Source organism: Bacteroidota bacterium (assembly GCA_016715945.1).
Lineage (GTDB): Bacteria > Bacteroidota > Bacteroidia > Bacteroidales > F082 > JALNZU01.
Map to the genome: position 1 here is coordinate 912,723 of JADJXJ010000003.1, position 14,670 is coordinate 927,392.

General features: G+C 53.2%; 11 protein-coding genes. 1 reads left to right on the forward strand and 10 read right to left on the reverse strand.

Translation table 11 applies throughout. The features are described 5' to 3' along the window. Positions 1 to 23: 23 nt before the first annotated feature. The 7 genes from IPM52_14310 to IPM52_14340 form a co-directional block, all read right to left on the reverse strand. On the reverse strand, positions 24 to 1,235 hold the full coding sequence (locus tag IPM52_14310) for an aminopeptidase (protein MBK9292778.1): 1,212 nt from the start codon (positions 1,233 to 1,235) through the stop codon (positions 24 to 26). 112 nt (positions 1,236 to 1,347) lie between these two features. Then, positions 1,348 to 2,244 (reverse strand): DMT family transporter, encoded by an 897-nt coding sequence (locus IPM52_14315; GenBank protein MBK9292779.1) that lies wholly within the window; start codon positions 2,242 to 2,244, stop codon positions 1,348 to 1,350. Between the two features lie 97 nt (positions 2,245 to 2,341). Further along, positions 2,342 to 3,886, reverse strand: a complete 1,545-nt coding sequence (locus IPM52_14320; GenBank protein MBK9292780.1) for a DUF853 family protein — start codon at positions 3,884 to 3,886, stop codon at positions 2,342 to 2,344. A gap of 21 nt (positions 3,887 to 3,907) precedes the next feature. Further along, a complete protein-coding gene (locus tag IPM52_14325) occupies positions 3,908 to 5,482 on the reverse strand; it encodes an aldehyde dehydrogenase family protein (protein MBK9292781.1) in 1,575 nt (524 codons plus the stop codon). Between the two features lie 141 nt (positions 5,483 to 5,623). After that, positions 5,624 to 6,004: a LysR family transcriptional regulator gene (locus tag IPM52_14330; protein ID MBK9292782.1), complete on the reverse strand. Its 381-nt coding sequence runs from the start codon at positions 6,002 to 6,004 to the stop codon at positions 5,624 to 5,626. A 145-nt stretch (positions 6,005 to 6,149) separates the two neighbouring features. Next, positions 6,150 to 6,890 (reverse strand): tetratricopeptide repeat protein, encoded by a 741-nt coding sequence (locus tag IPM52_14335; protein ID MBK9292783.1) that lies wholly within the window; start codon positions 6,888 to 6,890, stop codon positions 6,150 to 6,152. Further along, positions 6,877 to 7,482: a sigma-70 family RNA polymerase sigma factor gene (locus tag IPM52_14340; GenBank protein ID MBK9292784.1), complete on the reverse strand. Its 606-nt coding sequence runs from the start codon at positions 7,480 to 7,482 to the stop codon at positions 6,877 to 6,879. The genes IPM52_14335 and IPM52_14340 overlap by 14 nt, the downstream gene beginning before the upstream one ends. A gap of 200 nt (positions 7,483 to 7,682) precedes the next feature. On the opposite strand from IPM52_14340, the gene IPM52_14345 reads away from it, so the two are divergent. Next, positions 7,683 to 8,744 (forward strand): endonuclease, encoded by a 1,062-nt coding sequence (locus tag IPM52_14345; GenBank protein MBK9292785.1) that lies wholly within the window; start codon positions 7,683 to 7,685, stop codon positions 8,742 to 8,744. A gap of 36 nt (positions 8,745 to 8,780) precedes the next feature. Here IPM52_14345 and IPM52_14350 read toward each other — a convergent pair whose 3' ends face one another. The 3 genes from IPM52_14350 to IPM52_14360 are packed head-to-tail and all read right to left on the reverse strand — an operon-like array spanning position 8,781 to position 14,667. Then, positions 8,781 to 9,362 (reverse strand): chemotaxis protein CheB, encoded by a 582-nt coding sequence (locus IPM52_14350; GenBank protein MBK9292786.1) that lies wholly within the window; start codon positions 9,360 to 9,362, stop codon positions 8,781 to 8,783. After that, positions 9,362 to 10,225 carry a protein-glutamate O-methyltransferase CheR gene (locus IPM52_14355; protein ID MBK9292787.1) on the reverse strand — a complete coding sequence of 288 codons (864 nt, stop codon included), beginning with the start codon at positions 10,223 to 10,225 and terminating at the stop codon, positions 9,362 to 9,364. Before IPM52_14355 ends, IPM52_14350 begins: the two co-directional genes overlap by 1 nt. A gap of 17 nt (positions 10,226 to 10,242) precedes the next feature. Continuing rightward, the gene (locus tag IPM52_14360; GenBank protein MBK9292788.1) at positions 10,243 to 14,667 is read right to left on the reverse strand and encodes a response regulator; all 4,425 of its coding nucleotides are present in this window, start codon (positions 14,665 to 14,667) and stop codon (positions 10,243 to 10,245) included. Between the last annotated feature and the right edge of the window lie 3 nt (positions 14,668 to 14,670).

Here is a 14,670-nt window from a genome sequence, read left to right on the forward strand (position 1 = left end):
CCCTTTTGAAACTTTAAGTTTTTTTAAAGGTTGAGCTTTTTCAAAAGGGCTTTCGGAATGGCATCGCGGTGCACCATGATGCTTATGGTTTTAAGTTGAACGTAAGGCACGGATGCATAGAGATAGCCGTTGTAGATGTGTTCTTCTGTGCCCCAGGAGTTTTTCACCTTGTAATACTTGTTGCCGTTCTGGTCGGTGACTGTCCCCACGATGAGCATGCCGTGGTCATCGGTGGTTTCGTAGTTGTCGAAGGTAGTCTGGCGCATCTCCTGTGTAATTTTTTTCTCGGGCACCACTTGTTCGAAACTGAAGAGTGCTTTCTGCCTTTCGGCCGGGGTAAGGGCTTCCCAGCGTTCTTTTTCGGTGCCGCTCAGGTCGGAGCGTTCTTCCGCAGGCACCACAGCCAGGCCGTTTTTCCACGAAAAGCCTTTTTCGCTCACATCGGCTGCCCAGGCAACGGTGTATCCTTTGTCGATTGCATGATCCAACACCTGCATCAATTCGTCCATGGGCAGGTTGTAGCACATGCTCCACATCCAGTTGTCGGGTATCTCAACAGCAAAAGGCTGATAGAAAGGATGATGGGTGTAGGAGGTGAGTTCGATATAATCCTCGGGTTTGATTCCCATTTCTTTGGCAAAGCTTTTGGCATCGTAGGTTTTGCCTTCCCAGCTGAAGCTGGCCGGTAATTTACCCAGGTAGGTATCGAGCAGGGCCTCGAAACCCTGGTGCCACACGGGAGTCAGTTTGCGGTTTTTGTTTTTGATCACCGCATCCACGTAGGCTTTGAACACTTCATCCATTTCGCCGTGCACGTGTTTGTCTTCGCCAATCACCAGACCGGTGTAAGCCTGCTCGGGCATCATACCGTAATTGGCTGCTACCATCATCACGTCGCTGAATCCTCCACCGGCCGCCATGTTCAGGTGGCCCTGAAGCCTCACATATTTTTTTGCTTTTTCCGAATAGGCATGCCTGACTACAAACATTTCCGACAGATCGACCGTTTTTCCTTTGGTGCGCAATATCTCGGCTTCGAGCAGAGCCTGTCCGGAAAAGCTCCAGCAAGTGCCCGAACGGAACTGGTTGGCCACAGGGGTGTGCGGAATTTCTTTTACAGGGGTGAACACATAGCCTTTAGGTGCTTTCTGTTCGGCTTCCTGGGCAATTGCCGGCCGGGCAAGCCCAAACCATAAAGCAAGTGCCGGAACAAAAATTCTGATAAATCTTTGCATGATAGGATCGGTTTTGGTTTTTGATTGGCTTGTAAAATTAGCCATTACCGGCATAGGTGATGAGCTTGACTGATTTTCGGATGTTTTTTTCCGGTTAACGGCGCCTGACTTTTCAGACGAAGAAGAGCACCACGCCAGCCACGCTGATCATTGCGCCCAGGTAGTCGAAAAGCCGGATCTTCTGTTTCATGATGAGTGCCGAAGGAGGGATGATGAGGATGGGCACTATGGCCATCAGGGTTGAGGCTATGCCCGTGCTGGTGTGCTGAATGGCCACAAGGGAGAACGATACCCCCAGAAACGGCCCGAAGAATGAACCCGTGGTGATGCCGGCCAGTGCTATACGGTCGTTGAGGCTGCGCCAAATCTGCTGCGTACGCCCGGTGAAAACAATGATAGCCAGAAAACCCACAAAACCTGTGATGATGCGGATCTGTGTTGAGGCAAACGGGTCGTATTCCTGCATGCCTATCTTGCTCAGCACCAGTCCTCCGGCCTGACCAAGTACGCCGAAAAATGCAAACAGAATCCCTTTGGCGGGATAGCGAAGTTGCATCCTGCCCCCGTTGGGCCGGCTGATGATGGTGATGGCGATGCCCGACACTGTCAGCGTCATTCCGGCCAGATGTTGCAAACTCATCCGTTCGCCAAGAAATATCCAGCCCAGAAAGGCTGTGACCGGAGGCACAAAAGTCATGATGAGCATGGCGATACGTGAGCTGATCAGCCTGTAGCTGGCAAAAAGAAAGTAATCGCCAAACACAAAGCCCACCAGTCCCGAAAGACTCAGAAATATCCATTGCTGGCTGCCGGCATCGAGTGGCAGGGGCATTCCCCGTTTTAAGGTGGTAAATGCCGTAAGGAATAAAAAGCCAAACAGCAGCCTGCTGATGTTGACGGGCAGCGAACCGATGCGTTTGGTGGCTACCTCAAACGAGAGTGCGGTAATGGTCCAGAAGACTGCCACGAGCAAAGCTGCAAGCTCCCCGGCGTAGGTGTGGATGATCATTGCGACTATTTGGGCGGCAAAAGTAATCTGAGCCAAAGGCTTGCCACAGGGCTTTCAGCTAAAGGCGCTCCGGCCAAAGTGAACGACCTCCGTCAGGTTATCGCCTTCGTGTGGAAGTCCGGCGGGTGGTGGTTTTGATGCCCAGCACCCCCAGCAGTCCGCGGGTGACCTCGCGGATGATGGTGGTGGTAACCGGGCTTTTCATCACCGTTTCAAAGGTGCTTGGCTCGCGACGCTGGCTGCCCGGGCCGCTGCGGCCGGAAGTGCCTGAAGGCGCCTGATCGCTACTCTGTTCCAACTTGCGCTGAAGCATTTCAAATGCACTGTTGCGATCGATGGTGGTGTTGTATTTCGACACCAGCTGGCTACGGCGCAACAACTGCTGAATCTCATCCGGGTTCAGCACATCCATGCGCGACTGCGGGGCGCACATCAGGCAGTGCACCAGCGGACTGGGATTGCCTTTTTCGTTGAGCACACTCACCATGGCTTCTCCTGTGCCCAGCGAGGTGAGCAGTTCATCGGTCTTATAAAACTCCGAGACGGGGTAGTTTTCGGCTGCCAGTTTGATGTCCTTGCGGTCTTTGGCAGTAAAAGCGCGCAGGGAGTGTTGCACCTTCATTCCCAGCTGACTCAGGATGATATTGGGCACATCCGAGGGCACCTGGGTGCAGAAAAAGATGCCTACACCTTTGGAGCGGATGAGCTTGATGATTGTTTCGATCTGGCTGAGCAGGGCCTTGGAAGCCTCGTTGAATATCAGGTGGGCTTCGTCGATGAAGATTACCAGCTCCGGGCGTTCCACGTCGCCCCTTTCAGGATACTTTTCATAAATCTCAGCCAGCAAGGCTAGCATGAAGGTAGAAAAGAGCTTTGGCCTGGTCTGAATGTCCACCAGGCGGAGGATGTTGATGTAGCCGCGGCCTTGTGGGTCGAGACGCACCAGGTCGTCCACCTCAAAGCTGGGTTCGCCGAAAAAGAGCTCGGCGCCTTGTTGTTCCAGCTCGAGCAGCTTGCGCATAACGGCACCCACCGAGGCGCTGCTCACCAAACCGTAGTTTTTCTGCACTTCGTCTTTCCCTTCGCCTGCAATATACTGAAGCACAGCGCGAAAGTCTTTGATGTCGAGCAGTGGCAGGCCACGGTCGTCGGCAAACTTGAAAGCCAGTGCCACCAGGCCTTGCTGGTTGTCGTTGAGCTCGAGCATCTTGCTCAGCAAAACCGGCCCGAACTCGCTGATGGTGGCACGCATGCGGGCGCCTGGTTCGTGCGAGATGGTGAGAAGCTCAACGGGGTAGGCCGAGGGCTGCCATGTTTTGCCAATTTTTTGGTGGCGTTCTTCGATGCGGGTATGCGGGTTGCCCGGCATGGCCAGCCCGCTCATATCGCCTTTGATGTCCATGAGCAGCACCGATACACCCTGGTCCGAAAGCCCCTCCGAAATCATCTGCAGGGTTTTCGATTTACCTGTTCCTGTGGCGCCGGCCACCAACCCATGCCTGTTGAACATGCGCAGGGGGGCTTTCACCTGCAGGCCATCCACTGCCTGATGGTCAATCATGGCTCCACCCAGCACCAGATAATCGCCCTTGCAGGCGTAGCCTTTTTCGATCTGCTCGCGAAATACCTGAATATTAGTCATTTATTAAATGGGTTCGGTTTGTCAGATTACAAATTTAATGCCTTGCGCAAAAGGCAGGTCGGTGCTCCAGTTGATGGTGTTGGTCTGCCGGCGCATGTAAAACTTCCAGGCATCGCTGCCCGACTCGCGCCCGCCTCCGGTTTCTTTCTCACCTCCGAAAGCCCCGCCTATCTCGGCTCCCGAAGTCCCGATATTCACGTTGGCAATGCCACAGTCGGAACCTTCGTGCGAGAGAAATTGCTCGGTTTCCATGATGTCGGTACTGAAGATGGAGGACGACAGCCCTTGCGGTACACCATTGTTCATGGCAATGGCTTCCTCAATGGTTTTATACTTCATAAGGTAGAGGATGGGTGCAAAGGTTTCTTCCTGTACAATTTTGAAGTGGTTTTCGGCTTCGGCCAGCACAGGTTCTACGTAACAACCTGATTCATAACCTGGTCCTTCGAGTACCCTGCCACCAAAGAGAATGCGTCCGCCTTCTTTGCCGAGTTGCTCCAGGGCATGCAGGTAAGCTTCAACGGCACTGCGGTCGATGAGCGGTCCCATCAGCACTTCAGGGTCGAGGGGGCAACCGATCTTCACTTGTTTGTACGCATTGATGAGCCGTTGCACGAAAGTGTCGTAAATCTCTTCGTGGATAATGAGTCTGCGGGTGGTGGTGCACCTTTGTCCGGCCGTACCCACCGCGCCGAAAACTGTGGCGCGGATTGCCAGATCGAGGTTGGCTTTGTTGCTCACGATGATGGCATTGTTGCCGCCCAGCTCGAGCAGGCTTTTGCCAAGACGTTCGCCCACAATGCGCGCCACACGGCGTCCGACGGCCACGCTTCCGGTGCAGCTGATGAGCGGCAGGCGCTTGTCGGCCAGAAAATTGTCGCCTATATGTTTGCTGCTACCGATGACCAGGTTAACCACGCCCGCCGGCACCTGATTGGCCACCAGCACCTCCCGGATGATGTTGTGAATGGCCACGGCACATAGCGGGACTTTGGATGAAGGCTTCCACACCACCACATTGCCGGTTACCAGCGCGATCATGGCGTTCCAGGCCCAAACGGCCACCGGAAAGTTGAAGGCGGTGATTACCCCGACCACGCCAAGGGGATGATATTGCTCGTACATGCGGTGCCGCGGCCGCTCGCTGTGCATGGTAAATCCGTAAAGCTGCCGCGAGATACCCAACGAAAAGTCGGCAATGTCGATCATTTCCTGTACTTCGCCCAGACCTTCCTGGTAGATTTTACCCATTTCGTAACTCACCAGGCGTCCGAGGTCTTCCTTGTGCCGGCGGAAAGCCTCGCCCATTTGCCGCACAATCTCGCCCCGGCGGGGTGCCGGTACCATGCGCCAGTATGCAAAGGCTTTCTGCGCTTTCTCCATGATGTTTTCATAATCGTCCCATTGGGCCTGCCGCACCGAAGCGATGTGCCTGCCATCGCAGCTGGCAAAGCTTTTCAGCTCTTCGCCCCTGGTTTCTATCCACTGCAGGCCATCGCTGGCGCCATGGTTCATAGCTTTGATGCCAAGCCTCTCCAGGGCCGGCCGGATGTCGCATTTGGGACAAAGTCCGCTAAGCGTTGTCTGGTTGGTCATAAGATAATATGTTTTTTTGGGTTTAAATGGCTGATAAAATTGGTTAACAAGCAGATTTACAGAGATATGTGTATTAAACGGTCTGGTCGCCGCAATTTATGTCTAATGCATGAAGTTGTTTTCGGATTGAAAATAAACAGTTCATTGACTGGATATCTTTGCCAGAAATTCCTGATAGGCTTGTTCGACCTGCTGGTCAAATTTTTGCTGCAGGGCATGGTAGGCTTCGAGCAGTTTGAGGGCAGCGGGTGTCAGGCTCGAGTTGCCGCCATCTTTTCCCCCGCGCTGGGTGTCGAGCAGGGGGTAGCCCAGGATCTCCTCTGCTTCTTTGATCAGTCCCCATGCTTTGCGGTAGCTGATACCCAGGGCTTCGGCGGCCTGCGTCAGGCGACCGGAGATGGCTGTTTGTTCGAGCAGCGCGAATGCTTCGGCCGATACCCTGCCGTGCCCGGTGATGCCCGATAGCCATATTTTGTAGTTGAGAAACACCTCATTGCGCGAGGGGCGGGGTGGTTTGTCCATCAGAAATATGGTTTGGTGACAAAATTAAGAAAATACCGATAGGTAATAGACGTGCCGTTCGGGGTGCATATTGGAGTTTTGGGCATAAAAAAGGCCGGCTTGAATTGGTTGCCGGCCCTGAAAAAATTATGCTTTATCGCCCGCTTTAGTCGGTTTCGTGCATTCCCAGCTCTTTCATCAGTTTCTGGGCCTTGGTCTTATAAATGCTCCGGCCGGAGGCAATCTGGCGGAGCATGCTTTCGAGCTCTTTTGTTTTGTTTGTTTTCAGATAACACATGCTCAGGTACCATGCGGCCTGGTCGGTAAATAGGTTGTCCTGTCCGGCCAATATACTTTTGAACTGAGCGATGGCCTGTTCGAAATTTCCCAGCTCCATATTGGCCAGCCCGTTGTAAAGCTTGCCCATGGCATTGCCGGGCGACTGGTTGAAGCTTTCGATGGCTTTGGCAAAGTTGCCTTGCTCAAAGTAGTTCAGTCCCAGCATCACGGGCTGGTCGCTTCCCATCGTGGTCGATCGGACAGCAAACGATACAGGCTCGGGCTGATAATAGGCAGCATATAGTTTGTGATGATGCCTGTTGGAAAAAACATTTTGCCAAAGCAAGATTCCGAGCGTGGCGAGCAGCAGCAGGCTCGCAGCATATGCGAGGGTGCGCCGGCTAACCAGGCTGCGTTGTTTCGCAGGCTGGTTTTGCTGTCGGATTTCTTCCATGATACCCATAAGTTTGAGATTGTCAGCCGACTGCGAAGTTAGCTTTAAACCGCGCACTATTGCAAGCTCCTGTGCAAGTTGCGGATTATTTTCAAGCTCTTTTTTGAACTCCCACAGTACGTCTTCGTCCATCTCGTGGTTTACGTAACGCTCAATTCTGTCAAGGTTTTTCATAGTCTTTGAAAATAAAGTAATCTGGATCATTTTTAATTAGTTGAATTAATCTCTCGATGCAGATGCGGCGCTTGTTGTAAAATGCCTGACGCGAGCTAAGCGGGCTGAAGTTCATCAATTCGGAGGCCCCCAGTCCTTTGGCGATGCCTTCGATGAGCTGGCGGCACTCGGGCTTCAGTTTGCCAAAGTTGCGCCACATCAGCCTCAGGCGGATGCTGTCGCGTATGTGATCTTCCATTTGGTCGAGCTCCACGGTCTTCATCAGCGATCGTTGCTCGTCATGATACCGCTTGTCCGCCTGCATTCTGCGCAGGTGCTTGTGCCAGACATGTTTACTAACCGCAACAAAGAACGTTGTGAACGAGGAGTTCAGCTTCATCGGACCATCGCCTGCGACAAGTTTGCTGTAAATTGCCCCGAGCGTTTCCTGGAATACATCCCAAACATCATCATCCGTACAACCTTCGTCGGAAAGTACCGAACTCACTAAAGGAAATACTTCCTTGTAAAGGTGTTCCAGCACATCCCGATCGTGTACCCTGATGCCATTGAGGATCTCATCATCGCTGAATTTTCCTTTTTGTTCACCCATTAGTACCACTCGATGTTAAAATCGCATCTAAAATTTTCGACTTTTTTTCAACTTTTTTGTAAAACATTATGATCCAGATAGTTACAAAGACTTTTTTTGACAGGCATTTTTGGCGTTTTTTGTGATTACAGGGACAAACTTAGTAAAAAGCCCCAAAATGGCTTACATTTGGCGTGGATACCGGATAATTTGGTTTTTTCATGACAAAATCGTGGCGCATCACGGGCGGAAAAATCATCGGGCTGTCGATGGTGGCCTTGTTGTTTGCGGGCTTTTCGGCATTTGCCCAGCCGCGCAGCATGCGGGTGATGTTCTGGAATGTTGAAAACTTCTTTGATGTGGAAGTTGACAGCACACGCGATTACAACGCCTTCACCCCCGAAGGCGAGCAGCGCTGGACTTACAGCCGCTTCACAGCCAAGCGCAACAATGTTTTCAAAACTCTGGTAGCCATTGGTGAGGGTGACCTGCCGCATATCATAGGCTTTTGCGAGGTGGAAAATGAGCGTGTTTTGCGCGAGCTCACCCAGAACACGCCCCTGCGTCAGGCGCGTTACCGCATCATCCACTACGAATCGCCCGACCGCAGAGGCATTGATGCGGCCCTGATCTATCGTCCTGACCACCTCAGGTTGCTGAGCAGCTGGGCCATTCCGGTCGTTGACCAGACTGATCCGAATTTCAAAACCCGCGACATTTTGCGGGCCACCTTTCTGGTGGGCGATGCCGATACCTTGCATGTGTTTGTGAACCACTGGCCTTCGCGCTACGGTGGCCAGATTGAATCGGTGGAGCGGCGTTTTCTTGCTGCCTCGGTGCTCAGGCATCAGGCCGACAGCATCCTGGCACGCCATGCCGAAGCCAAGCTGCTGATGATGGGCGATTTTAACGACACCCCGACCGACGAAAGCCTGCTGCTGCACCTGCGGGCGCTCCCTCCAGGCAAGACCACCAGCAGCACCGACCTGGTCAACCTTTTTGCCCACAACAAACATCTTGGGCATGAGGGCACCCTGAAACACCAGCACAGCTGGCAAATATTTGATATGGTTATCGTCAGCCAGGGCCTGCTCAACCCCGGCCGGGGGTTGCGTTACCAGGCCGGCAGCGCCCGCATCTTTGCCTCAGATTTTCTGCTTCAGGACGACGAGCGCTACCTCGGAAATAAAATCTTCCGCACTTATATGGGACCGACATATCTGGGTGGTTTTGCCGACCACCTTCCGGTATATGTGGACCTGGAGTGGGTTGAGGAACTTTAGCTGCAACCAGGATCAATTTCCTGTCAGAAGTCGCGTTCAGGCAGCAATCGCATTCAGAAAGCTTGCTATCTCTTTGATGGTTAGCACCATAGAGGCGCAGCCCAGGTTGATGGCCGATTCGGGCATGGCCGGCACCTCTGCTTCATCGGGCGATTGGGCAATGGTGAGTCCGCCCAGCGACTTGATGGTACACATGCCCCTGGCACCGTCGTTGTTGGCCCCTGTAAGCAGAATGCCGATGAGCCTTTGCTGGTAGGTCCAGGCCGCACTCTCGAACATCACGTCGATGGAAGGACGTGCAAAGTTGACTTTTTCGTCCACGCTGAGCAGGATGCTCCGATCGCGCTCCACGAGCATATGGTAGTTAGGCGGTGCGGTGTACACATGTCCTGGTTTCACAGGCTCGTTCGGATCAGCTTCTTTGACCTTAAGATGCGTGAACTGGCTCAGGTAGCGGGGCAGGAAGCTGTCGGATTGCGGGCTGAGGTGCTGAACCACAAACATGGGCAGCCCGAAAGCGGGGGAGAGGGCCTCAATCATCTGTTTCAGGGCTTTCATTCCGCCTGCCGATGTGCCCACAGCCACGGCAGCATATCTGGTCTTTGAAATTTTTGCCATCAGATCCCCAGCAGGATTTTCTTTTTGTAAATCTTTTCGTTGCCATCAACCACCATATATGCATCAGCCACATCGGTAAACATAATGGTTTCCTTTGAACCCAGCCCGAGGAATCCTCCCTTGACAAGACTTTCGGTGAAAAGTTTCAACACCCTGTTCTGCAATTCTTTGTTGAAGTAGATCAGGACATTGCGGCAGATGATGATGTGTACCTCGGCAAACACATTGTCGGTGACCAGGTTGTGTTCGGCGAAAACAATGTTTTTCCTCAGGCTCTGGTCCATGATGACCGAGTCGTAGCGGGCAATGTAATAGTCGGAAAACGAGCAAAGGCCGCCTGAGGCCTGATAGTTCTGGGTGTATTCCTTGATGCGGCTCACCGGGTAGATGCCTTTTCGTGCTGTTTCGAGCACAACGGGATTGAAGTCGGTGGCATAAATCTGTGCCCGGTTGAGCAAGCCTTCCTCCTGCAGCAGGATGGCAAAACTGTAAACTTCTTCGCCTGTGGAGCAGCCTGCATGCCAGACTTTGATATAGGGATAGGTTCTGAGCACGGGCACCACTTCTTTTCGCATACTGTTGTAGAAGCCCGGATCGCGAAACATTTCTGTGACATTGATCGACAGGTCGCGGAGCAGGATTTCGATAAAATGTTCTTCGTGAAGCAGTTTGTGCTGCAATTGCGAAACGCTTTTCAGCCCCAGCGTGTTCACCCGGTTGAGGATGCGCCTGCGCACATGTGCCTGGTTGTAGCCACGGAAATCATAGCCATATACCTGCGCGATGGCCTCGAGCAGGAGCCTGATTTCGAGGTCCTGCTTGAATAGTTCATGCTGTTCTTTTGTGTTTTCGGCCTGGCTCATCCCGGGTTGCAAGCGTATCATTTATAAAGCCATACCCTTAGCAGCGACAGCAGCTTTTCGGTGTCGAAGGGTTTGGTGAGGTATTCGTTGGCGCCGGCGGCCATCACCTTTTCGCGATCGTCTTTCATGGCTTTGGCGGTCAGGGCGATGAGGGGTAGCCGCTGATAGCGCACATCCTTGCGGATCTGCCGCATGGCTTCGTAGCCGTCCATCTCGGGCATCATGATGTCCATCAGCACCAGGTCGATGCCTGGATTGTTTTTGAGTTTTTCGATGCCTTCGCGACCGTTTTTGGCTATGACGGTTTTGATGCCGTAATTGTCGAGCAAGCTGGTCAGTGCAAATACATTGCGCATGTCGTCGTCCACAATCAGCACGGTTTTGCCGCTAAGCACGTCTTCGCGCTCGTGTATTTTGCGGAGGATTTCCTGTTTTTTCTCGGGCAGTTTTTCCTGCACCTGATGCAGGAACAGGGTGGTTTCGGCCAGCAGGCGTTCAAACGAGCGGGCGCCCTTGAGGATGATGCTGTCGGCATAGCGCTGCAGCATCATGTCTTCGTCTTTGCTCAGTTCTTTGCTGGTATAAACCACAACCGGCAGCTGGCTTATCTTAGGGTCTTTTTTGATGTGGTCGAGCAGCTCGAATCCGCTCATACCCTGGAGCCCAAGGTCGAGAATGAGGCAATCGAAGGTTTCGGTCTGAAGCAGTTTCAGTGCCTCCTCGCCCGATTCCACGGCTTCGATCTGCACATCTTCGCCCGACATGAGTCCGACGATGCTCTTGCGGGTAAGTTCTTCATCTTCCACCACCAACAGCCTGCGGTGCTGACCTGAGACGATGCTCTCGATGCGGTCGAAGGCTTTTTGAAGCGAATCGGGGTCCACAGGTTTCTGGAGATAGCCTATGGCGCCTTTGCGCAAGGCTTCGAGGCTTTTGTCGGAGGCCGAGATAAAATGTACGGGAATGTGCCGGGTGCGCGGGTTTTTCTTCAGCCGGTCGATCACTTCATATCCGTCGATGCCCGGCAGACCCACGTCGAGGATGATGGCCGAGGGTTTGTAGTAATCGGCAAAATGCAATCCCGATTCCCCATCGCCTGCCACCAGCGTTTTAAACTGGTGTTCGTGTGCCAGGTCGCTCAAGAGCGAGGCAAAACGCGGATCGTCTTCGATGATCAGCAGCACCCTGTCGCCCTCACCTATCGAATTGCGGTCGTCATTGGCCTGGCTCACATTATCGGTGCGGAAGTTGCCGTCTTTGCTGGTTGTTGGTGCAGGGGCGGGTTCAGGATTGTTTTCGGGCTGCGCCGGTGAGGTTTCTGCCGGCTTGTCTGCTATGGCAGCTTCAGTTTCTGATTTTGCTTTTTCCTTTTGCGAAAACTCTGTGGGCAGGAATAACGTGAATGTCGTGCCCTGTCCTTCCTTGCTTTCCACGCCAAGTTCACCTCCGAGAAGTTCGGTGAATGCCTTGCTGATGCTGAGTCCGAGACCGGTGCCTCCGTATTTTCGGCTGGTAGTGCCATCGGCCTGGCGGAATGCCTCGAAAATGACTTCCAGCTTGTCGGGGGCTATGCCAATGCCCGTATCAGCCACTGAAAAAGCTATGGTGCTGGCAGGGTCGAGCAGGCTGTGTCGGGGGAGCTGTCCTGGTGCGGGCTGGTAGATATTGAGCGAGACGCTGCCTTTGTGGGTGAATTTTATGGCGTTGGAAAACAGATTCTTAAGAATCTGCATCACACGTTGCGGGTCGGTGCGCACCTGTTTGGGCACATTGGCAGCAATATTTACAAAGAGCTCCAGGCCTTTTTTCTCGGCCAGTGGGCCGAAGGTTTTGCGGATGTATTCTGCCACATCGTCGATGTACAGGTTTTCGATAAACAGGTCAATGCGTCCGGCTTCCACCTTGCTCAGGTCGAGTATTTCGTTGATGAGTTCGAGCAGGTCGGCCCCGGAGCTGTGGATGGTTCGGGCATATTCGAGCTCTTTGGCGTCGAGGTGGTTTTTCTTGTTTTCGGCCAGTAGTTGCGAGAGTACCAAAATGCTGTTGAGAGGTGTGCGCAGCTCGTGCGACATATTGGCCAGGAACTCCGATTTGTAGCGCGAGGCTTGTTCCAGGTCGCGGGCTTTGCGCTCTATCTCGGCCCGTGCTTCCTCGAGCTCTTTGTTTTTCTGTTTCAGTATCTCGCGTTGCAGTTCCAGTGCACGCGTGCGCTCTTCGAGTTCTTCGTTGGTCACACGCAGCTCTTCCTGCTGAGCCTGCAGGTTTTCTTCCGACAGGCGCAGGGCTGCGGTTTGTTCCTGCAATTCTTCATTCATCTGGCGCAACTCTTCTTGCTGCACGGCCAGTTCGTTGGCCTGTTCCTGCGTCTGTCGCAGCAGTTCGCGCACTTTCTCGTTGGCCATTGCAGTACGGATTCCCAGGGCGATGTTGGCCGATGCCATGGACAGGAATTTTTTCTGCAACTCTCCGAAATGGTTCAGCGAGGCCAGTTCGAGCAGGCCAACCACCTGTTTTTCATGCACTAGCGGCATGATGTAGAGCTCGCGCGCGTTTATGGTGCCGCTGCCGGTATGGATTTCAAACGGTTCTTCAGTCTGGGTGTTCACCACACAGGCCTGCAAGGTCTCGGCTACCTTGCCTGCCAGTCCCACGCCGGTTTGAATGGTCTGGTGCTTAATTTTAAAGTCTGCACCGAGGCCATAAACCGACTTTAATTCGAATACGCCAGCTTCCTGTCCCGGAATATGGAGGGCTGCAGCATGGGCGCCTACATAAGGGCTAAGCATTTCGAGCACTTTGCTGCTGAGCTCTTCCACAGTCTGGTTGCCGCTCATGGCCGAATCGAGCAGGTTGATGCCGGTCTTGAGCCAATCCTGGTTGCGGTTTTCTTCGGCATTGATGGCCAGCATGCGCGTCATCTCGAACAGGGCAATGTTGAGCGTATCTTTTTCGCTGCGTGGCGTGATGTTCACACTGAAGTCGCCTTTGGCAATGCGGTTGGCCTGCTCCACTACCTGCTTAAAGCTTTCCACCATGGTATTCATCGAGTTGGCCAGCACGTCTTCTTCGCTGCGCACATCCACTTTTTCCGAATAGTCGCCTATGGCCATCAACCGGGCTACCCTGGCATATTTTTGCAAGGCCTGCACAAGGTTGGTGAAGGTTTGCACCATTTCGCCTATCTCGTTGTTCGGCGCTTTTATGTTTTTGGTATCCAGCTGACCCACAGCCACTTGTTTGGCCCAGGAGGATAGCTGCTTGATGGGGTTGACAAACCATCGGGTGACCAGAATCGAGGTAAAGAAAACCAGGACGATGGTGATGATGAACGTAATTTTGACGATGTCGGAAAGTTTACGGGCGTAGGCAAAGGCTTCGGAGTGCTCAATTTCTTCGATAAGCGCCCAGTTGGCCCCAAGTTTTTCGAGCAGGTCGAGGTTGCGGTAGATGCCCAGCACATATTTTCCGTTGAGGTCGCTGTCGTAGGTCGAAACCTTTTCCTTGTCGAGTTCTTTTTCGCGCAGCAGCCCGGGATTGTTGCGGTTGCTCAGAAAAAACATCCAGTCTTTCACCTTCTGGTTTTCGATGCGTTTTTTCATGATTTCGTCCTGGTTGCCAAAGCGCAGTGCGGTGCGCAGCAGGCCATCGGAGCCCACAATGTAGGCCTGGCCGGTTTCGCCATAGCCTGCTTCCTGGCGGATGATCTGGTTGATGCGGTCCATGGTGACCTGCAACGCAATCAGTCCAATCACCCTACCGTTGTCCACCCGTACAGGATGCACAAAAAAGCCGGATAGTTTATTGTACGAAGGTGCATAAAACTCGAGGTCGGAAAACAGGGTGCGACCGGTTTCGAGCGACTGGCGCGCAGAGGCGGCAAACCTGGTTTGCTGCAGCGGGCCGCTGAAAACATTTTCGCCCATATCCTGTTCTTCGCGCAGGGAGTAGAGGATATTCCCCTGTGCATCAATGTAGTAGATGTCGTAAAAGCCATTTTTGTTGGCTAGATATTTGAACTCGTCGCGGTGGTGCTCGGTGAGTGCTCTCCAGCGGTCGGACCTGACGAAGGCCTTGGGCGAACCGAACTTCGACGCTTCGTTCGAAAGATTGACGAGCAGCTCGATGTCGGCTTTCTGTTTGCTGTTGGTCTCAAGAAATTCGATGATCTCAGTGAAAAAAGTGTCGAGGTAGGCTTTGCGGAGCTGGGAGGTGGCATTGAGCGACTTTTCGGCCACGATGGTCAGGCCGTGGTAGGCATTCAGGAAGTTGATGAAACTGATGGAGGCCAGCGGAATGATGGAAATGGCCAGAAACCAGATCAGAAGCGACTTGCCCACGCCAATGTATCGCCACGAGCGGAGCGAGTAACGCAGTTTGTCCCAGGTGCTTGCAGTGTTGTAGTCGAGGTTTTCCGGCAGCGGTTTTTGTTTGAACTTGATCATGGG

Coding starts and splice junctions, on each gene's coding strand:
- IPM52_14355 (MBK9292787.1), bottom strand. CDS start 10,225: ATGAGCCAGGCCGAAAACACAAAAGAACAGCATGAACTATTCAAGCAG.
- IPM52_14315 (MBK9292779.1), bottom strand. CDS start 2,244: ATGATCATCCACACCTACGCCGGGGAGCTTGCAGCTTTGCTCGTGGCA.
- IPM52_14350 (MBK9292786.1), bottom strand. CDS start 9,362: ATGGCAAAAATTTCAAAGACCAGATATGCTGCCGTGGCTGTGGGCACA.
- IPM52_14345 (MBK9292785.1), top strand. CDS start 7,683: ATGACAAAATCGTGGCGCATCACGGGCGGAAAAATCATCGGGCTGTCG.
- IPM52_14360 (MBK9292788.1), bottom strand. CDS start 14,667: ATGATCAAGTTCAAACAAAAACCGCTGCCGGAAAACCTCGACTACAAC.
- IPM52_14335 (MBK9292783.1), bottom strand. CDS start 6,890: ATGAAAAACCTTGACAGAATTGAGCGTTACGTAAACCACGAGATGGAC.
- IPM52_14340 (MBK9292784.1), bottom strand. CDS start 7,482: ATGGGTGAACAAAAAGGAAAATTCAGCGATGATGAGATCCTCAATGGC.
- IPM52_14330 (MBK9292782.1), bottom strand. CDS start 6,004: ATGGACAAACCACCCCGCCCCTCGCGCAATGAGGTGTTTCTCAACTAC.
- IPM52_14310 (MBK9292778.1), bottom strand. CDS start 1,235: ATGCAAAGATTTATCAGAATTTTTGTTCCGGCACTTGCTTTATGGTTT.
- IPM52_14320 (MBK9292780.1), bottom strand. CDS start 3,886: ATGACTAATATTCAGGTATTTCGCGAGCAGATCGAAAAAGGCTACGCC.
- IPM52_14325 (MBK9292781.1), bottom strand. CDS start 5,482: ATGACCAACCAGACAACGCTTAGCGGACTTTGTCCCAAATGCGACATC.